At 58.8% G+C, this 18,926-nt stretch carries 22 protein-coding genes; 6 read left to right on the forward strand and 16 right to left on the reverse strand.

Translation table 11 applies throughout. From position 1 onward, the window contains the following. Positions 1 to 2 precede the first annotated feature (2 nt). From OOF89_RS02210 to OOF89_RS02230, 5 genes are all read right to left on the reverse strand, one after another. Positions 3 to 500 (reverse strand): YciE/YciF ferroxidase family protein, encoded by a 498-nt coding sequence (locus OOF89_RS02210; protein ID WP_266078030.1) that lies wholly within the window; start codon positions 498 to 500, stop codon positions 3 to 5. Positions 501 to 890: 390 nt separating this feature from the next. Then, positions 891 to 1,058, reverse strand: a complete 168-nt coding sequence (locus OOF89_RS02215; RefSeq protein ID WP_266078031.1) for a hypothetical protein — start codon at positions 1,056 to 1,058, stop codon at positions 891 to 893. An 81-nt stretch (positions 1,059 to 1,139) separates the two neighbouring features. Continuing rightward, complete coding sequence (locus OOF89_RS02220) at positions 1,140 to 2,675, reverse strand: aldehyde dehydrogenase family protein (RefSeq protein ID WP_266078032.1); 1,536 nt, start codon at positions 2,673 to 2,675, stop codon at positions 1,140 to 1,142. A 124-nt stretch (positions 2,676 to 2,799) separates the two neighbouring features. Continuing rightward, positions 2,800 to 3,303 carry a cupin domain-containing protein gene (locus OOF89_RS02225; RefSeq protein WP_266078033.1) on the reverse strand — a complete coding sequence of 168 codons (504 nt, stop codon included), beginning with the start codon at positions 3,301 to 3,303 and terminating at the stop codon, positions 2,800 to 2,802. A gap of 80 nt (positions 3,304 to 3,383) precedes the next feature. After that, entirely contained in the window at positions 3,384 to 4,202 is an 819-nt protein-coding gene (locus OOF89_RS02230; protein WP_266078035.1) for an RIO1 family regulatory kinase/ATPase domain-containing protein, read from the reverse strand. A 362-nt stretch (positions 4,203 to 4,564) separates the two neighbouring features. Between OOF89_RS02230 and OOF89_RS02235 the strand changes: the two genes are divergently transcribed. Beyond that, positions 4,565 to 5,707, forward strand: coding sequence for an acyl-CoA dehydrogenase family protein (locus tag OOF89_RS02235; RefSeq protein ID WP_266078036.1), 1,143 nt, complete (start codon positions 4,565 to 4,567; stop codon positions 5,705 to 5,707). A gap of 64 nt (positions 5,708 to 5,771) precedes the next feature. Here the strand turns inward: OOF89_RS02235 and OOF89_RS02240 are convergent, their stop codons facing one another. The 3 genes from OOF89_RS02240 to OOF89_RS02250 form a co-directional block, all read right to left on the reverse strand. Further along, positions 5,772 to 5,990: a hypothetical protein gene (locus OOF89_RS02240; RefSeq protein ID WP_266078037.1), complete on the reverse strand. Its 219-nt coding sequence runs from the start codon at positions 5,988 to 5,990 to the stop codon at positions 5,772 to 5,774. Between the two features lie 112 nt (positions 5,991 to 6,102). After that, positions 6,103 to 6,636, reverse strand: coding sequence for a cob(I)yrinic acid a,c-diamide adenosyltransferase (locus OOF89_RS02245; RefSeq protein ID WP_266078038.1), 534 nt, complete (start codon positions 6,634 to 6,636; stop codon positions 6,103 to 6,105). Further along, positions 6,633 to 6,875: a glutaredoxin family protein gene (locus OOF89_RS02250; RefSeq protein ID WP_266078040.1), complete on the reverse strand. Its 243-nt coding sequence runs from the start codon at positions 6,873 to 6,875 to the stop codon at positions 6,633 to 6,635. The genes OOF89_RS02245 and OOF89_RS02250 overlap by 4 nt, the downstream gene beginning before the upstream one ends. 128 nt (positions 6,876 to 7,003) lie before the next feature. Between OOF89_RS02250 and OOF89_RS02255 the strand changes: the two genes are divergently transcribed. From OOF89_RS02255 to OOF89_RS02265, 3 genes are all read left to right on the forward strand, one after another. Then, on the forward strand, positions 7,004 to 7,498 hold the full coding sequence (locus OOF89_RS02255) for a pyridoxamine 5'-phosphate oxidase family protein (protein ID WP_266078041.1): 495 nt from the start codon (positions 7,004 to 7,006) through the stop codon (positions 7,496 to 7,498). Positions 7,499 to 7,593: 95 nt separating this feature from the next. Next, a complete protein-coding gene (locus OOF89_RS02260) occupies positions 7,594 to 8,598 on the forward strand; it encodes a DHH family phosphoesterase (RefSeq protein WP_266078044.1) in 1,005 nt (334 codons plus the stop codon). Positions 8,599 to 8,646: 48 nt separating this feature from the next. Continuing rightward, a complete protein-coding gene (locus OOF89_RS02265; protein ID WP_266078045.1) occupies positions 8,647 to 8,814 on the forward strand; it encodes a DUF7838 family putative zinc beta-ribbon protein in 168 nt (55 codons plus the stop codon). Positions 8,815 to 9,309: 495 nt separating this feature from the next. Here OOF89_RS02265 and gcvPB read toward each other — a convergent pair whose 3' ends face one another. The 5 genes from gcvPB to OOF89_RS02290 form a co-directional block, all read right to left on the reverse strand. After that, on the reverse strand, positions 9,310 to 10,731 hold the full coding sequence (gene gcvPB / locus OOF89_RS02270) for an aminomethyl-transferring glycine dehydrogenase subunit GcvPB (RefSeq protein WP_266078047.1): 1,422 nt from the start codon (positions 10,729 to 10,731) through the stop codon (positions 9,310 to 9,312). Continuing rightward, entirely contained in the window at positions 10,728 to 12,068 is a 1,341-nt protein-coding gene (gene gcvPA / locus OOF89_RS02275) for an aminomethyl-transferring glycine dehydrogenase subunit GcvPA (protein WP_266078049.1), read from the reverse strand. The genes gcvPB and gcvPA overlap by 4 nt, the downstream gene beginning before the upstream one ends. 226 nt (positions 12,069 to 12,294) lie before the next feature. After that, positions 12,295 to 12,678 (reverse strand): glycine cleavage system protein GcvH, encoded by a 384-nt coding sequence (gcvH, locus tag OOF89_RS02280; RefSeq protein ID WP_266078051.1) that lies wholly within the window; start codon positions 12,676 to 12,678, stop codon positions 12,295 to 12,297. Next, complete coding sequence (gene gcvT, locus OOF89_RS02285) at positions 12,675 to 13,772, reverse strand: glycine cleavage system aminomethyltransferase GcvT (protein ID WP_266078053.1); 1,098 nt, start codon at positions 13,770 to 13,772, stop codon at positions 12,675 to 12,677. Before gcvT ends, gcvH begins: the two co-directional genes overlap by 4 nt. Positions 13,773 to 13,848: 76 nt before the next feature. After that, positions 13,849 to 14,016 (reverse strand): hypothetical protein, encoded by a 168-nt coding sequence (locus tag OOF89_RS02290; RefSeq protein WP_266078054.1) that lies wholly within the window; start codon positions 14,014 to 14,016, stop codon positions 13,849 to 13,851. 63 nt (positions 14,017 to 14,079) lie between these two features. Between OOF89_RS02290 and OOF89_RS02295 the strand changes: the two genes are divergently transcribed. Further along, a complete protein-coding gene (locus OOF89_RS02295; protein ID WP_266078056.1) occupies positions 14,080 to 14,532 on the forward strand; it encodes a hypothetical protein in 453 nt (150 codons plus the stop codon). Here the strand turns inward: OOF89_RS02295 and OOF89_RS02300 are convergent. The 3 genes from OOF89_RS02300 to OOF89_RS02310 all read right to left on the reverse strand — a co-directional run bounded on the left by OOF89_RS02300 (position 14,508) and on the right by OOF89_RS02310 (position 18,221). Next, complete coding sequence (locus OOF89_RS02300) at positions 14,508 to 14,699, reverse strand: hypothetical protein (protein WP_266078058.1); 192 nt, start codon at positions 14,697 to 14,699, stop codon at positions 14,508 to 14,510. The genes OOF89_RS02295 and OOF89_RS02300 overlap by 25 nt on opposite strands. A gap of 104 nt (positions 14,700 to 14,803) precedes the next feature. Continuing rightward, positions 14,804 to 16,492 carry a Na+/H+ antiporter gene (locus OOF89_RS02305; protein ID WP_266078060.1) on the reverse strand — a complete coding sequence of 563 codons (1,689 nt, stop codon included), beginning with the start codon at positions 16,490 to 16,492 and terminating at the stop codon, positions 14,804 to 14,806. Positions 16,493 to 16,664: 172 nt separating this feature from the next. Next, positions 16,665 to 18,221 (reverse strand): S8 family serine peptidase, encoded by a 1,557-nt coding sequence (locus OOF89_RS02310; RefSeq protein WP_266078062.1) that lies wholly within the window; start codon positions 18,219 to 18,221, stop codon positions 16,665 to 16,667. A 229-nt stretch (positions 18,222 to 18,450) separates the two neighbouring features. Here OOF89_RS02310 and OOF89_RS02315 point away from each other — a divergent pair, with 229 nt between their 5' ends. Then, the gene (locus OOF89_RS02315) at positions 18,451 to 18,915 is read left to right on the forward strand and encodes an NYN domain-containing protein (RefSeq protein ID WP_266078064.1); all 465 of its coding nucleotides are present in this window, start codon (positions 18,451 to 18,453) and stop codon (positions 18,913 to 18,915) included. Positions 18,916 to 18,926 lie beyond the last annotated feature (11 nt).

Raw genomic sequence — 18,926 nt, forward strand, 5'->3', positions numbered from 1 at the left:
GATTATCCCTGTGTCGGAACCGATTCCATGTCGTACTGCTCGCTGAGCGATTTCAGTTCGTCCAACGCGTCCTGTTCTTCGCGCAGGTTTCGTTCGAGGATGTCAGCCGATTCGTCGTGACCCAACTTGGATGCGATGAACGTCAAGTTGCCGTACGCAGCGATTTCGAAGTGCTCGCTTTTTTCCGCGGCGGCCTTATCGAACAGGTTCAACACGTCCTGGTCCGGGTCCGAATCGGTGAACTCCTGATGGTCTTCGACCATCCCGTTGAGCGCGTTGACCGGTTTCTGTTCCGGCGACTCGCCGATGCGGTCGAACACGTCTTCGAGTCGAGTTATATGCTCCTCGGTCTCGCTTCGGTGCTTCTCGAAAGCGTTTCGAAGGTCGTCGTGGGTAACCTCGGTACGCAGCTCGTCGAGTACGTCCACGAGTTCGTTTTCGACGTAGTACATCTCTTTCAGCCCCTCTTCGAACAGATCGTTCAGTGTTTCTCCACTCATCGTGAATCCCCCACAGAAGGGTATCATCGCAGATTGCGTAAGCGACGATGTTGCGTGTGCCGTGTGTTTAAGAGCCGCGAGTTTGAGACAGTTCCCCGACATCGCGATTCAGGTTGTACAGATTTATAAGTGAGAAGCAAAAAGAAACGGATGCCGATACGCGACGCTTTTCTCGTCGTTTGTCGGCATATCGGGACTGTGCGCCTCGTCGCGTGGGCACACTGGTCGGAACCCACCGGCTTCCGGAAGCCACAACCCAACCCCCCCTCGTCTCCAGTCATCTCCACTCTTCGCAAACCAAAATCGAAACACTGTCTTCGAGTTCTACCGTCTTCCAGTATCCACGATCGGTAGCTTCAGTCGAGACTCACGAATCTCCAGGGCGGCGATTTAGCTCGATGCGCGAAGAAATGACCTGACGAAAATCAAGACACCGAACACCACGAACGCGCCGAGAATCATGGAGGCGGAGTCGATGTCGACGTACGCGACCACTACATAGCTGATGAGTGCCCCGATGAGTGCGAGCAAGAACGTGGAGAGGACGTTTCGAATCATACGATCATATCGTGTCGCAATGCTACTAAAAACTAGAGAACCGATCCGCCCGTTTCCGGCGAAAACAAAAGTACGTTCGGGTTATTCCTCTTCGGTCTTGATGTCCGCCGACAGGCCCTGGGCCATCTGGATGTCCTTCGAGTTGTTGATGGTCCACGCCGTGCGCTCCGTGACTGCCTCGATGGCTTCGCGGGCACTCGGGTAGCCGTTGCCGGACTTCTTCACGCCGCCGAACGGCAGTTGAACTTCCGCGCCGATGCACGGCAGGTTGCCGTAGGCGAGTCCGATTTCCGCGTTATCGCGGAAGTAGTTGACTTGGCGGTAGTCCTCGCTGATGATGGCACCGGCCAGTCCGTAGGGCGTGTCGTTGTGGATTTCGACTGCGTCCTCGATGTCACCCGAGTAGCTCATGAGGGCGACGTGCGGGCCGAAGACTTCCTCGTGGATACAGCGTAGGTCGGGACTGTAATCGACTTCGTAGACGAACGGGCCGACCCAGTAGCCGTCCTCGAAGCCGTCCGGAATCTCGTCGTCGTCGAGTTCCTCGCGGTCCACGAGGACTTCGGCACCCTCGTCCTTGGCGAGTTGGTTGTACTTACCGAACTTCTCGACCTGCTCTTCGTTGACCATCGGTCCCATGAAGGTGCCCTCATCGAGTGGGTCACCGACGGAGACTTCTTTCGCGAGTTCGACGTAGCGCTCCTTGAACTCGTCGTACACGTCCTCGTGGACGATGAGTCGCTCGGAGGAGACACAGCGCTGACCCGTCGTCTTGAACGAGGACATGATTGCGCTGTGGACTGCGATGTCGAGATCCGCGTTTTCGGTGATGACGATGCCGTTCTTCCCACCCATCTCGCAGGCCGCGAGTTTGCCGGGTTCGCCGCCGACCTTACCCGCGATTTTGTGACCGACTTCCGAGGAACCGGTGAACAGGACGGTGTCCACGCGGTCGTCCTCGACGATGGCGTTGCCGGCGTCGCCGAAGCCTTGGACCATGTTGAACACGCCTTCAGGGACACCCGCGTCCTCGAACATCTCGGCGATAATTTGGCCACACCACGGCGTCTGTTCGGCGGGCTTCCACACGACGGTGTTCCCTTCGACCAGCGCGAGGGCCATGTGCCAGAACGGGATGGCGACCGGGAAGTTCCACGGGGTGATGCAGCCGATGATGCCGCGTGGCTTTCGACGCATGTACGCGTCTTTCGCGCCGATTTCGCTCGGTACCACGTCGCCGTGCGGGTGGCGGGCGTTGCCCGCGGCCCATTCGACCATGTGCGCGGCTTCGACCACGTCGGCTTTCCCCTCGGAGATCTCCTTGCCACACTCCTTCGTGATGACTTCGCCGAGTTCGTCCGTTCGTTCCTTCAGTTCGTGGTAGATGTCCCAGAGGTGTTCCGCACGGTCGATGTACGAGAGGCTCGCCCACTCGTCTTCGGCTTCTTCCGCGGCGGCGAGCGCGGCGTCGATGTCCGCGGGTGTACCGCGGTGGAACTCGCCGAGCGTCTCCTTCGTCGCCGGATTGACGCTCTCGAACGTCTCGTCGCCTTCTCCGTCGCGCCATTCCCCTCCGATGTAATGACTGTAAACCTGCTCGCTGGCTTGTTGGCTCATATCTTCGAGAGAAAGTCGAACGGGTACGCTAAAAAAGACTCCCAATTCTCAGCGAGTGTCGCGATTTCGGTCAGTCGTTTACTACAAAGGTAAATAGTGCTGATGCATCTCGGTGGGTACCGCCTCACTCGTCTTCTCCCTCCCAGTACCCCACCTCCGCGTCGAGTGGGAAGTAGCCGCTCAACGTCCGCCCCTCGTGGCCGCCTGGTGCAGACCCCACGAACACGCCGATTTTTCCCGAGTCGGGATACACCGATACGTCGGGTTCTCGCATGGTCGAAAAACAGAGGTAGCGGAGTTCGTCGTCGGAATCGTTGATGACCCGTCGAGCGTACTCCTCGCCGACCGGAAACGCGACGTAATCGCCGGCTTCGAGGGTCTCCACGTCGTCCTCGACTCGGAGCGTTCCCTCGCCAGCGAGGACGTATATCGCTTCTTCGTTTCCCGTGTGATAGTGGAACGGCCACGATTTCCTTTCGGGCGGGAGTTCGTAGAGACTACACCCCAACTGTTCGCCGCCGGATTTCGCCCCCAACTGTTTGCGGCGAACGTGGAACTCGTCACCGTGTGATTCTTCGTCCCAGTCCAGATTCGATTCGCTGACGACTCGCGGTCTCTCGTCGTTCATATGTCCCCCTCTCCGACCGTCGAAAAGAGCGTTCCGACTGTGGAGAAAGCGCTCGACCGAGTTGCAGTTCGGACTTGCAGTTAGCTAGCATCGCCGTCTTCGGCGTCGGCCAGTTTCTCTATCTCCCCCTTCACCGTTACGGCGTCGAAATCGTGGTCGGGCCGCATGTTGACGAAATCGAGGAACTCACGGGCCGAAAGCAGTTCTTCGGCGGAGTAATGTTTACGAGCGGCTATCACCGCGTCACGAGCACCGATGAGGGGAGTAAGCGACGCGAGCGCACAGGCGAGGTCGTACGACCTCGCTTCGTCGATTCGAGCTTCGTTCACGCTCGTCGCGTCGATGAAGTAGATTTCGTCGTTTGCAACGAGCACGTTCTCCCCCCGCAAATCCCCGTGTGCGAGGTTGTTGTCGTGCATGCGCGAGAGGGCACGGAATAACTTCGGCGCGTAGTCGTGCATTCCATCGTCGGACAGCTCGTCGAACGTTTGGAAGTCCGGCAGATACTCCATCACCAGCACTCCGAGGCCGTCGTATTCGAAGGCCTCTATCGGCGCCGGGACGTTCAACCCGATTTCGCGCATCTTTTTGGTCGCTTCGAGTTCGTGCTCTGCCATCTCGTCCGGCCCGGCAAAATGCTCGAAAAACCCTTCCGTGCCGCTGGAAAAAGCACCCAAGTTCCGCGCGCTGGTAAAGAGCGCGTGGACGAGCGAGTTTTGATCCGACGTGATTTTGACGAACCACCGGTCGTCCACGACGCAGGGCGTCGAAAGCCAGTTGTCGGCGTCGATGAACTCGACCCGAACCTCATCGCGATCGTATCGGTCCGCGAGTTCACCGATGACCGCTTCGATGCGAGGCCACTCTATCGTGCCACGGACTAATCGACGGATTCCCATCGGAAGTGAGTTTGTTCCGACGATTGATAAACTCTCCCGCCGAAAAATTCAGTCATCTCGCTGGAGGAGCGTCCCTGTTCGCGTTCCTCGTGGAAGGTCGCAAGAACGACTTTGGTGCGGTAATCTCGTGAGCAACGCGAACCAAGGCACGTAACTCCGCTGGCGTTTGGCGTCCTTACGAGCGAAGCGAGTGAGGCTCGTCGTGCCGACGTGTGGCGGTGGTCTCGTGAGCGACGAAGGAGTGAACGAGACCTCGAAGGAGGTTCCCTTCCTTCGGTGTCTTCAGGAGCGAAGTGACTGAAGGCTCGCAACAGCAACGTTGTTGCGGTGTCTTTATACTCCAACTCGCACAAATTTTGCGTATGGATTTCAACCTCCCCGACGAGCACAGGATGGTACGGGACACCGTTCGGGAGTTCTGCGACGAAGAGATCGAACCGATTGCGCAGGAAATCGAGAGCGAACACCGCTTCCCTGACGAAGTTTTCGACCAACTCGCCGACCTCGACATGATGGGTGTCCCGGTCAGCGAGGAGTACGGCGGACTCGGCGGCGACCAATTGATGTACGCCCTCGTCACCGAAGAACTTGGGCGCGTTTCCGGTTCTATCGGCCTCTCGTACGCCGCACACATCTCGCTGGCTTCGAAGCCAATCGAGATGTTCGGCACGGAAGCGCAGAAAGAAAAGTGGCTCACGCCACTCGCGGAAGGCGAGTATCTCGGTTCGTGGGCACTCACGGAACCGGGTTCCGGGTCGGACGCGAGCGACATGGACACCATCGCCGAAAAGGACGGTGACGAGTGGGTACTCAACGGAACGAAGCAGTTCATCACCAACGCCAACGTGGCGGGGAGCGTCCTCGTCAAGGCAGTCACGGATTCCGATGCTGGCTACGACGGCATCTCGACGTTCATCGTGGATCCCGAGGAGGACGACGGATTCGAGGTCACGACGGTCTGGGACAAACTCGGTCTCAACGCCTCGCCGACCTGCGAAATTCAACTCGACGACGTTCGCCTCTCGGAAGACCGCCTGCTCGGCGAGGAGGGCGAGGGGTGGGAACAGACGAAGAAAACGCTCGACGGCGGCCGTATCTCCATCGCCGCGCTCTCGACAGGTATCGCACAGGGAGCGTTCGAGGCTGCAAAGGAGTACAGCAAGGAGCGCGAACAGTTCGGCAAGCCGATCTCGAAGTTCGACGCCATCCGGAACAAGGTCGTGGACATGGACCGGAAAATCGAGCGCTCGCGCCTACTCACCCACAAGGCCGCGTGCAAGTACGACGAAGGCTATTCGGTCTCCCACGAGAGCGCGCTGGCGAAACTCGATGCCAGCGAGTCGGCGCGGAAGGTTTCCGAGGATGCGGTACAAGTTCTCGGTGGGTACGGCTACACCGAGGATTTCGCCCCACAGCGATTCCTGCGTGACGCGAAACTGATGGAAATCGGCGAGGGGACGAGCGAGATTCAGCACCTCGTCATCGGACGCGAACTCGGGTTGTAAACGGCACGAGTCGTTTGTTAGCGAACGGAGCAGAACCGGTATCCCGAGGACTGCCGTGGAGGCATTAGAATCCCCACGAGAGCATCGTCCAGACACCGACGATGAGAACCAGGAGGGAAAGCAATCGCTGAACCATGATTCTCGTTTCGCTCGGTTCGATATCTCCCTCGACGCCATACTCCGTTTTCAGACGGTAGCGCATCATTGCACGGGGTTTGAGTACGTTCGCTAGCCCGATGGCGACGAACGCAACCATGAACAGGACGAACACTGCTGGAGGCATAGTTCAGGAGTTATAGTTGTCGAACATAAGTTTCGTGGTTCAGATAGCTACGCAGCGAGGGTACGCGGTCACGTCCCTCGGTCGGCAGATGTCAGAACATCGCCAAGAATTTTCAGTACGTCGGACTCTCCTCTCGCTCCCCATCGCGCTTGTTCACCACACGTGCGAGGACGAACAGCGCATCCGACAGCCGATTCAGATACGTCACGGCGTCGTCGTTGATATCCTCCTCGCTGGCCAGTGCAACCGCACGACGCTCGGCACGCCGACAGACGGCGCGGGCGTGGTGCAGGTTCGCTCCCGATTCGCTACCGCCGGGAAGGATGAACGAGGTGAGAGGGTCTAACTCCTCGTCGTAGGCGTCCATCCACGATTCCAGTCGGTCGGCGTGGTCCGTCGCCACCTGCGGGTCGTCCTCGTCGGGTTCCGGGTTGGCGAAGTCCGCCTGCACGATGTGGAGATGGTTTTGAATTTCGCGCAGACGTTCGTCCACGTCGTCGTGGCCCGTCGGTCGGCAACGTCCGATGAGGGCGTTTACCTCGTCGACGGTTCCATATGCCTCGATTCGGGGGTTCGCCTTCGAGACACGGGACATGTTTTGGAGGTCAGTCTGGCCAGCATCGCCGCGTCCAGTGTAGATCTTCATACGAGCGACTGCTCCACGTACTCCACGATTTTCTCGCTCTCGGCCATCGTGACGCCCGACTCGTCGTTGACGAGGACCGGTACCCCACGCTGACCGCTGACGAGCTTTACCTCGTTTCGGTTCGAGTGGAGGGCTTCGACCCATTCCGTTTCGTACTCCACTCCGGCGTCGTCGAGTGCGTCGTGGACTTTCTCACAATACGGACAACCGTCGAGCGAGTACAGAGTTATCGAAGGCATGGATAGGACATGGGACGCGAGGGTAAAGTAAGCTACCGTCGCGAAAGTGTTCCACCGTCCCTGAAACGGATCGGAGAAAAGTGGGTTCCAGCACAAGTTTTTCGCACATTACGTCGTACCCCCGCAGTATGGGGGACGAAACCAGTGGCGCTAGTCCACGACGAAGTCGGCCAACGACCGAGGAAAGCTACGGAATTCCCACTCACGAGGACGGAATGCTCTCTTGGGAGTTCGTTCGGCGGAAAATGGCAAGCGACGAAACGTATTGGGGAACGACGACGCTGCCGGACGGCCGTCCACATGCCCGACCGATATGGGGTGTTTGGATCGATGACACCTTTTACTGCGGCGGCGGAGAGAAAACGCGATGGGTACGGAATCTGGCGTTACGCCCCGAAATCGTCGTCCACCGGGAGAGTGGAACGGACGTCGTCATCATCGAAGGGACGGCCGAGCGAATCGACGACGAAACGGCCGACGAGGAGCTTTTGGAACGACTCGATGCGGCATACGAGGGTAAGTATGGGATTCAGCATGGAACCCCCTTCTTTGCGGTCCGCCCCGAAACGGTGCTCGCATGGAGCGACTACCCGGAAGACGCGACTCGATGGAGTTTCGACTGAGACCGGATTTTGTATAGCGAGTTATTGTTTATTTTCTGTGGCCCGGTGGCGATTCGCACCCGCGGCTTGATACTATCTCGGGTCGAACATCTAGCATGACCCGCGCTCAGGAGTTAGTAGAGTACCTGGCGGGGATCGAATCGCTCGCAGTCATTTGTCATGACAATCCTGACCCGGACTGCATCGCGAGCGCACTCGCCCTCTCAGCTATCGCCGAGTTTAGCGGGGTCGAAGAGACCGAACTTTTCTACGGGGGGACGGTATCCCACCAGCAAAACCGTGCGTTCATCAACTTACTGCACGTAAATTTGGAGCACACGGAGCAGTTCGACCCGGACCGGTTCGACCGCATCGCCTTCGTAGACCATGCACGGCCAGCAGGCCATACGGAACTGGAATCCGCGACACCGGACATCGTCATCGACCACCATTCGACCAAGGCCCCGGTGTGCGATTTTGTGGACCTTCGGGAGGAGTACGGTTCGACGGCGGCCATCCTCGTGGAGTACATTCGCGATCTCGAGATGCGGATGAACGTTCAACTGGGTTCCGCGCTCCTGTTTGCTCTTCACCGCGAGCGGATCGATTTCATTCGAGACCCCACCTCCCACGAGTACGAGGCGGCACTGTTCGTCTACCCACACGCGGACCTCGAACTGCTAGAGCGACTGTACGGGGCCGCGTTCTCACCTTCGACGGTGGATGCGATCGGTGAAGCCATTCGAAACCGTGTTCAACGTGGTGCAACCCTCGCCACCTCCGCGGGACGGACGAGCGAGCGTGATGCGCTCGCGCAGGCCGCGGACTATCTGCTGAACGTCGAAGGTGTGGACACGGTGTTGGTGTTCGGCATCGTCAACGATACGGTCGATATGAGTGCTCGCTCTATCGACCCTCGCGTGCACGCGGGGAACGTTCTCCAACAGGCGTTCGACGATGTGGGAAGTGCAGGCGGCCACGCCGACATGGCTGGCGCGCAGATTCCGCTTGGTCTGTTCGCCGATTCGGATGCCGACGACGACGACCTCGTCGAGTTCGCGTCTCGACGAGTCTTGCATCGATTTTTCGACGCCCTCCATCTCGAACGTGAAGAAGAGTAGTCGGGCGAAACCAGTATCTTCAACTTCGCCACCGACCGAGTAGGTAGCATGAGCCTCGAAATTCAACACGACTGTCCCGAATGCGGCGGCGAACAGACGTTTTGGCGGAGCGCGAGCACGACCCTCCACCTCGGTGAGAAAACGAAGTGGCGCTGTTCCGAATGTGACTACGGGTTCGTCCGCATCGACGGCGATATCGACTCCGCATCGGCGTAATCCGAATTCATTGTTTCCCGGTAGCTCGAGGCTGAGTGGCGACACTGAGCGATTTTTATTTGAGGTAATAAACCACATTTCGAGATATCAAATAGGGGACGGCGTTTGCGAGTTTCATTCAGCGTACGGACAACGATTCGTTTCGCGGTCTATTGCTTCCATAGGCACCTTAATCGGACGCGACTCGAACACGCGGCAGGTTGCTACGAAACCGTCACGGATCGAAGTCTCGAGTATCCGAACTGAGAACGACGACCGCTGACAAGAGAGATGGACCGTTTCGGAAACATCAACGACATGAGGTTCGTCGTCACGGTCATCTCGAATGCACAGCTTTCGGGTACGTGATGCCTTCGACGAGAAGCCTGTACACTACACCGTACCAACGATACACCGTACCAACGACACTCGTTCGCCGTGATATTCCAACCCGATCCTACAAACGGGACGGGACGCGTTCGATGGGATATCGACGCGATGGAAAAAAGTTCGAGGCTATTCGTCCAACGTCTGCCACGAAAGCCGCAGATTACGTGCGGCGCTCGCTTGGTCGATGCGCTTTGCGGTGGTCGTTTCGGGTGCCGACGCTAACGTCTCGTCGTCCTCGGCTGCGACCGCGTTGAATGCCTGTGCGAGTTCGTCGAGCGTTTCGCGGTTCTCGATTTCTGTCGGTTCGGTCATCAACGCCTCCGAAACGATTTCGGGCCATTTCGTCGTCGGTGGGTGGACGCCGTAGTCGAGCATTCGCTTCGCCACGTCCGCAGCGTCCTGGTCGCCCGCGCTCGCGACGAACTCGTGGTGGAACGGGTCGAACGGAACGTCGTACTCGATCTGTGACGCGAGGTAGTTCGCGTTGAGGACGGCTTTCTCGCTGGCGTCCGAGAGTCCCTCGTCGCCGAGTCGCATGATGTAGGCATAGGTTTTGACCAACACCAGCCAGTTGCCCGTGAAACCGTGGACCTTCCCGATGGTCCGTGCAGGGTCGAACCGCTCGTATCGGGTTTCGACTTTCCGTACCCGTGGTGCGGGCAGGAACTCGGCGAGTCGCTCATCGACGCCGATCGGGCCTGCACCGGGGCCACCGCCGCCGTGGGGCGTGGCGAACGTCTTGTGGACGTTGTAGTGCATGATATCGAATCCCATGTCCCCGGGACGGGCACGGCCAAGTAGGGCGTTCAGGTTCGCACCGTCGTAGTAGAGCAGACCGCCTGCGTCGTGAACGATGTCGGCGATTTCCTCGATATCGCGCTCGAACAGGCCGAGCGTGTTCGGGTTGGTGAGCATGAACAGCGCGGTGCTGTCGCCGACGGCAGCGGAAAGTGCATCCAAATCGACGCGTCCGTCCCCCGCGCTCGGCAGTTCGACCACGTCGTACCCCCCGAGTGCGGCGCTAGCGGGGTTGGTTCCGTGGGCGCTGTCCGGAACGATGATTTCGGTTCGCTGGTCGCCCTCGCCGTTCGCTTCGTGGAACGCTTTGGCGACGAGGATTCCCGTGAACTCACCGGCCGCACCTGCGGGCGGTTGGAGACTGACGGCGTCCATGCCGCCGATTCTTGCGAGGTAATCCTGCAAGCCGTGCATGAGTTCGAGGGTGCCCTGCACGCTCCCTTCGGAGCGGTCGGGGTGAACGCTCGCGCCCGGGAGCGCGGCCACGTCCTCGGTGAACTTCGGGTTGTACTTCATCGTACAGGAACCGAGCGGATAGGGGCCGCTGTCGATGCCGTAGTTCATCTGACTGAGCCGCGTGTAGTGTCGAGCGAGTTCGGGTTCCGAGAGGTCGGGCAGTTCGAGGCTGTCGCGGGTCAGCTCGTCCGGGAGCGACGACTCCACCTCGACGGCGTTACCGTCCTTTTCGGACAGGAGCGGCTCGTACAGATCGTCCGATTCGCGTTCCCACTTTGCCTGCGTGTATCTCATCGAGCCACCTCCTGAAACAGCGTGACGAACTCGCCGACGGCGTGTTCGTTCACGTCGGTTACACAGACCTGTACCTCGTGTTCGCCGACTTCGTGCACCGCGAAGCCGCGTTCTTCGAGGTCCGAGACGATGGGTGGTGCCGGCTGATCAGTGTGAGCAACGAACTCACGGAAGTGGTGGCGGTCGTGGACCGGAGCCTGCACGCCGCTGATATCATCGAGTCGCTCTGCGAGGTCGTCGGCCAACGTGACGCATCGTTCGGCCAACTCGACGAGCCCCGACGAGCCGAGGTACGCGATGTGTATCGCAGTCCGGAGCGCGACCCATGCCTGATTCGTACAGATGTTCGAGGTCGCACGCTCCCGACGGATGTGCTGTTCGCGCGTCTGGAGCGTAAGCGTGAATGCACGATTATCGTCCTCGTCTTCGCTCACGCCGACCAATCTGCCCGGGACCTGCCGGACGAACTCCTCGCGCGTCGCGAACAGACCGAGTCCCATCCCGTAGCTCGCGGGGAGGCCGAGCGTAGCGGCGTCACCGACGACCACGTCAGCACCGACATCGATGGGTCTCTGCAGCAATGCGAGTGCAACGGGGTCGGTGCCGAGACAGAACAACGCCTCGTGGTCGTGTGCGAGGTCGCCGATCGTAGCGAGGTTTTCCTCGATAGTGCCGCGCGTCGTCGGGTTTTCGGCGTACACCATCACGACGTCGTCGTCCATCGATTCTGCGAGGGAATCGAGATCCACGTTTCCGTCGTCGGTGGCGAACGCCTCGACGACGAGTCCAGGTCCCTCGGTGTAGTTTTCGAGGACGCTTCGTCGGCCGGGGAGCAGATACTCCGGGACGAGCACTTTGGTGCCGCTCGTCCGACGAACTCGTGATGCGAGGAGGGCCGACTCAGCCAATGCCGTCGCGTGGTCGTACATCGAGGCGTTGGCGATTTCCAACCCCGTCAGTTCGACCAGCATCGACTGGTACTCGAATAGCGCTTGCAAGAAGCCCTGTGTAACTTCGGGTTGATACTGCGTGTACGAAGTCAGAAACTCCGACCGATCAGCGATATGGTCGACGAGCGATGGAACGTAGTGACTGTACTGTCCCCGCCCGAGGAACTCCGTCAGGTTTCGATTTTCGCCGAGCGTCCGCTCCAACTTGCGCCGGGACGCCTGTTCCGTGTGTTTTTCGATGCCGAACTCGCCGTCGAATCGAACCGAGTCGGGTATGTCGAAGAGGTCTTCGGCGTTCTCGACTCCGACCGCATCGAGCATCGCCGCCGTCTCCTCGACCGTGTGCGGTGCGTACGGACTCCCCGTACTCGCATTGCCTCCGGTCATTGGTTCCGGCTAGGGAGTGCACCCTTTTAATATGGGAGGAAAGCGGACGCTCGCGTTGCACGTTCGTGGGCAACACTCCCAAACAAACGGGGAAGAAAGCGGAAAAGTATGCACGGGAAAGCAGACTATTTCGGATTTCATCCGAACAGCGGCGGCACTTTCCAGGTCGGTGATACGGTGTCGATCGGAGCGACGAATACAACCGTGAAAAGTGCCAGACCGGCCGTTATTCGATCTGGTCGCGGTACTCGTCCGCGGAGAGTAGATCGTCGAATTCGCTCTCGTCGTCCACGTCGACTTCGAGCATCCAGCCATCACCGAACGGGTCTTCGTTGACCAGTTCTGGGGTGTTTTCCAAGTCGTCGTTGGTTGCCGTGACGGTGCCGGAAACGGGTGAGTAGAGATCTGACACCGCCTTGATGCTCTCCACGACGCCGAACTCGTCGCCTTGTGTGAGTTCGTCGCCTTCGTTCGGGAGTTCGACGAACACCACGTCGCCCAGTTCGTCCTGTGCGAAGTCGGTGATGCCGATTTTGGCGGTTCCGTCGGTTACTTCGACCCACTCGTGCGATTCAAGGTAGTTACGGTTCTCAGGTACTTCGAAGCTCATTGTTTATCTTTCAGGAAGGGTGTGCTCTCAATCTTTGCTTTTTTCGACTGTCCACGAACCATCACTCGGATGACGGTTCCGGGGTCCGCGTACTCCACCGGGATATACCCCAACCCGATGGGCTCGTTCAGTGTCGGGCTCATCGTTCCGCTCGTGACCGTTCCGATGATTGCGTCGTCGGTGTTGGTGATATCGTAGCCGTGGCGGGGAACGCCTCGGTCGATGAGTCGGAAGCCGACGAACGTCTCTTCGACGCCCTCTTCTTTCGCTCGTTCGAGTGCATCGCGTCCCACGAACTCCGTATCGAGTTTCACCGTGAAACCTACTTTGGCCTCGTACGGATTTCGCGGGTCGTTTTCGTGATCGAAATCCTGTCCGGAGAGCAGGAATCCCATCTCGGTACGAAGCGTGTCTCGTGACCCCAGGCCACACGGCTGGCAGTCGAACGCGTCCCAGACGGTTTCTGCCTCGTCCCACGGGCAGATGAGTTCGAAGCCGTCTTCTCCCGTATAACCGGTCCGCGCGACCCAACACCGTACACCTGCGACAGTCGCGTACGTCGCCTCGAACTTCGAGAGGTCGATGACGGACTCGTCCGTTACCTCGTCCACCGCCTCCGGGGCATCCGGTCCTTGGACGGCGTACATCGCGTAATCGTCCGTAGCGTTCCGAATTTCCGCGTCGAGGTCCCACTCGTTTCGGAATCGCTTCCACCGGTCGTGCATCTGTTCGTCGTGGCCCGCGTTCGGGATGAACAGATAGTCGGACTCGTCGTCTTCGGGAAGTCGGTAGAGGACCGTATCGTCGATGATGTGGCCCTGCTCGTCGGTAATCATCGCGTACTGGGAGTCTCCCGGCGACAATTGTGTCACGTCGTTCGTCGTCAGTTGCTGCATGAGCTGTTCGGCATCCGGGCCGCTAACTTCTATCTCGCCCATATGGGAGACGTCGAAGATGCCGACGGAATCGCGAACGCTCTGGTGCTCTTCTTTTATCGAATCGAACTCGACAGGCATGTCCCACCCGCCGAACTCGGTAAACGTCGCGCCCCGCTCATCGTGTCGATCGCGCAACGGCGGTTTTCGAAGGGGCATACCCGAACCGTCGGAGCGAGGAAAGTAATGTTTTGGTTTCTCTGCCGCACCGTGCCGGTTCTCGAGTTCGAACAGACTATGCCGGTTCGATGACGATCTGACCGTCGCGCTTCTTGAAAACGAGTCGGTCCCCTTCCTCGACTTCTACACCCGCATCTTCGAACTCCTCACGAACGGCCTTGATAAGGCTAATACGCCATCGCTGGGTTACGGTCGTCGTCCCGAGAATTTGTTCGGAAGACATCTACTCCTCCATTGGTATCGGTACTGTTATGGATTTGTAGCTATTTCGGCACAATAGTCACAAATGACTATTTCGACGGAGGAGTTCGTAGAACGGTTGCATGCAGGTGGTAGCGAGCGGATCCTCGTTCGCGGCCGAACACCACCCCGTGAAGCGATGGATGACGTTGCAACCTTCGATACAGGTGTCGCCGCGGCGTTCGGAGGCGACCATTGGCAAGTACCACTGCACGTCACCGTACCGACGACGGATGGACAAACTGGGAGGCGCTTCTGCACAGCCCGATTCGCGAACGCCATAGAAGGAACCGAGCAGTTGCTCACCGAACACGCGCCCGACAGCGTGTGGCTGTTACGACACGCACTGCTCATCGACTGCCTCAGCCCGGTTACCGTTGGCATATTGGAATCTAGGTTAGCGCGAGTTTCGACGGCCGTCGATGCGACGTTCGTAACGTGGACGGGTGCCTCGACACCCGTGAGTGACGGTCTCTACGACTCCGTCGTCGAACCCTGACCGCGCGCGAGCAGGTCGGTCGCTTCGATCACGACGTCCGTGCTCTCACACGATGGGCATTGAACGCCGAACGACCAGTCGAGGGGTTCGATGTCGCCCGTGACGTGAGCGGCGATGTCGAGAAGCAAAACGAACGAATCGGTGTGTCCACAGTTTCGGCAGGTCATGGGTGTTCAGGCCGACTGTTGTATTCCGTTGTCGGCCGATGCGAACTGGTTCCGTTTCGGTATTTCAACGTTCGGTTTGCTTCTCGAAGGGAAGCCCGTTCGGTTTAGTCGTTGCTGAGAGAAAGGCCGTATTCGTCCACGCGTGCGCGCCAAAACTCTTTGTAACCTTCTTTTTCGGGATTCTGCCGAACCGTGCTCTCGCCACCATCGACGCGGTCGAGTTTGAGGTCTACTTCTTCCAACAGTCGTTCGCCGACATCGTCGCTGACGACGCCGGAACGCATCGCGTCCATGATGGCGCTTTTCTCCTCTTTCAGGACGCGACGCTCCCCGACGAGCAGTTCCTCCCGACGCAAGTCGGGATTATCACTGAGCAGCCGAGATATCGTGGCGTTCAAATCGTCCTTTTCCTGTTCGTACTCGCCGCGGAAGTCCTCGTACACGTCGGCGGGGAGTTCGCCTTTGTTGTGCAACCGTTCAGCGGCATTGAGTGCGGAGTCCACCGCTCGCGCGCGTCCGAGAAGAAGTTCGTACAGTTCTTCGACCTCGCTCCGGGTGACGACTCCGAGTCTGTCGAGGAGTCGCCCCATCGTCAGTCCCTGCACGACGAGGCTGAACGCGGCGACACCGAACACCATCGCGCGCAGTTGCGTGTCGCGGGGGAAATCGGGCGGGAGGCCGAGCACGAGCGCGATCGGAATCGAGGCGTGCAGTCCACCCCAGATCATCACGTGTTGATACGAAAACGGCACCGTCCGACTGCTGTATCTGTTGACGAGCCCCGTGATCGGATAGACGACGATCGCGCGAACCGCCAACGTCAGCACGATGGCGATACCGATTATCTGCCAGTTGTCGAGCATCTGCGCGATGGGTGTTTTCGCGCCGATGAGCACGAAAATGAGCGTGTTGACGAGGAAGGCCGCGGTTTCCCACGTGTTGAAGATGGAGATTTTCGTCTGTGGGCTCATCGCGTACTCCGCACCCCGATTCCCGATGAACAGACCTGCGGCGACGGTGGCGATAACGCCGCTGACGTGGAGGTAGTGTTCGGCGAGCAGGAAACTGCCGTACGCGAGGATGAGCGTGAGCACGATTTCGGTCATATGCTCGTCCAGGTTGACCATGATGCGGTAGATGAGATATCCCGCGGCGAGGCCGACGAGCAAGCCCCCGAGGCTGGAGACGACGATCTCGATGCCCGCGTCGGCGATGACGCTCGGCGAGATGAGTTCCGAGAGTTCGGTGTTGTTCTCAACCGAATCTTGTACCAACAAAAACAGCGTCGAGAAGACGACGACGCCGACGCCATCGTTGAGCAGACTCTCGCCCTCAACGAGCACCGCCAGTCGTTCCGGTGCGCCGAGTTCCTCGAACAGCGCGAGCACCGAAACCGGGTCAGTCGGAAGCACCATCGCGGCAAACAGCAGGGAGAGCAAGAGCGGATACCCGAAGGCGTAGCTCCCGACCCATCCCAGGAGTAGAACCGAGACGATCAACCCCGGAACCGCGAGTGCCAACACGGGAACGATGTTCTCGCGGAACCGTTCCAAATCCGTCGTCGCCGCCCCTTCGAACAGGAGCGGTGGGAGGAGCACGAGCAAGATGAGGTCGTGTGAGAGCGTGATATCGATGTTGATGCCGAGGATCGAGACGCCAAGCCCGGCGAGGAGTAAAGCGATAGTGTACGGAAACCGCCCGACTTTTGCGACGAAGACGCCGACGCCGCCCGCGATGATGAACACCGCGAGCAAATCGATAAGACCAGCCTCGATTCCCGATGATGCAGCCATAGCTGGCGGTTGGGGTGGCACGTAATTAAAGATTAAAGCCGCTCCGGGGAGGAATCCGCGGCGACAAGCCGACCGATCGAACGGTTCTTCGACTGAGCCGAGTCTGAAGAATCGTCGTCACTCCGCGAACGTCGAAACGAAAGAATGGGGGACCGATCGAACGATCGGGGGTTTACTGGTACTCCGTGATGGTCAGGTCGTAGCTACCCGATCCACTGTATGAGTCCACGTCGATCTGCAGCGCCGTCGAAGTGTCGGGATTGTCGATGGTGATGGTCTCCTGACTGTTCGTGCTGGTCGAAGCGTAATCGTAGTTGCTCGGACTGGCGACCGTCGTCGTCCCCTCGTTGACGTAGAGGTCGAAGTCAGCACCGGACGGGCCGGACAGTTCGAGTTTGATCTGACTCGGGCTGCTGTACTCCCAGTTCCACGAGTAGTCGTCGTAGTCGGAAGAGCCCGATAGCGAACCGCTAACCGTCTCGGTGAAGGAGTCCCCGCCGCCACCGCCGCTACCGGGTTCGGTGGTGACTGCATTGTAGGCGTTGACTTGACCGGCACCCTGTTTGTCCGACGAGAGGCCGATATCTTTTGCTGTGTCCTTCAAGTGAGTCCGTAGCTCGTTGTTCGTTAGGCTCGACCAGTTAGAGAGCGTTAGACCAGCGACACCGGACGTAACGGGCGTCGCCATCGAGGTACCACTAAATTTTGCGTAGCTGTCGGTCGGAATCGTCGAGAGGACGTCCACGCCTGGTGCGGCGAGGTCAACGTCTCCATACTGGGAGAACGACGCGAGATTCTCGTTGCTGTCCACAGCGGAGATAGCCATACATTCGCTGTAAGCCGCTGGGTACGAGACACTACTACTACCGTCGTTGCCTGCCGCACAGATGACAAGCACTCCGTTGCTGTCTGCGTAGGAAACGGCGTTTTTCATCGTGCTCGTGTACCCACCGCCACCGAGCGACATGTTGATGATGTCCGCGCCTTGGTCCGTTGCCCATTCAACTGCGTCCGCGATGTCGGCCGTGGAACCGCTTCCGCTCTCATCGAGCGCGCGGCCGTTGATCAGCGACGAATTACCCTGTCCGGCGACGCCGGTACCGTTGTCGATGACGGCCGCGGCACAGCCGGATACGTGCGTCGCGTGCTGCTCGTTTGCAGGATCATCCGGATACGGGTCGGAGTCGCTGTCAGCGAAGTCGTAGCCGGGATTGGATTTGTAGTTCGCGGCGAGGTCAGGGTGATCGTACTGTGCACCTGTGTCGACGACGGCGATAGTCACGTCGGAAGAATCAGTTCCAGCGACGTCCCATGCGCTGTCGGATTCGACCTGTTGTGGCGCGTACTGGTCGCCGAACTGTGGGTCGTTCGGCGTCAGTTGCGTCGAAAGGGTCTCGTTTTTCTCGGCGTACTTGATACCGTCTCGCTTTTTGATCGCATTGATAAAGTTCTCGCGGGCGGTCTCGTTACCGGGAACTTTCACTGCGACGTATCGAAGCTTCTCGTTTTTGTGAACGATTTCGGCGTTGCCCGTGGTGTACTTGGCAACCTTCTGTTCGATGTCCCCTTCTCCGGCAGAGATACCGACCAGCACTTCGTCCTTCTTTGGTCCTGGTTCACGGCCGGGCGTCGCTGCAGTAACTCCACCAAGAGCTGCAGACGCGCCGATAGCGCCGGTCGTTTTCAGGAATGTCCGCCTGTCAAATCGCGATGTGTTGTCGTCTGCCATACAGCACGCTAACAAACCTCTCTCCTCTATTTAAATTTTATTCATTCGTACGCATGAAATCTGTACTAGAGTACAAATAAATAAAACAGAAATTCATAAGCACCAATTATTCGTTCGGTTTAACAACTGTCTGAATTATATACAATATTTCAACAAAGCTGAACGAGAGAGGAAGGAGGCGAGAAGCAGAATCGCCACGGCTATGTCTCGGTGTCGTCTATCACAGCACATGACTGGCGGCTTGCGGTCGGTGCTTGGCGGAAAGGGTGACGACGACAGTCAAACGGTCGCACTCTTCGTCGATGGTCCGAACGTTCTTCGCGATCAGTTCGATGTCGATTTGGACGACGTTCGAACGGCAGGGAGAAACCTCGGCCAACTCGTCGTCTCCCGACTTTATCTCGACGAGCACGCCACACCGGGATTGATTCAGGCGGCAGAAGCGCGCGGGTTCGAAGTCGTAATAACGAGCGGAGATGTGGACGTCAAACTCGCCATCGACGCGACGGAACTCGCACTCGACGAGCGAGTGGATGCACTCGCCATCGCCTCACGGGATACGGATTTCAAACCGGTGTTGGAGAAGGCGGCTCGCAACGGAATTCGAACGGTCGCTATCGCACCCGGCGAGTACGGGCGCTCGGACGCGCTTCAAAACGCCGCGCACGATGCGTTCGTCATCGAAGAAAAGTAGGCGTTTTTTCC

Origin of the sequence: Haladaptatus caseinilyticus, from assembly GCF_026248685.1 — an archaeon.
In the GTDB taxonomy this organism is placed as follows: Archaea; Halobacteriota; Halobacteria; order Halobacteriales; family Haladaptataceae; genus Haladaptatus; species Haladaptatus caseinilyticus.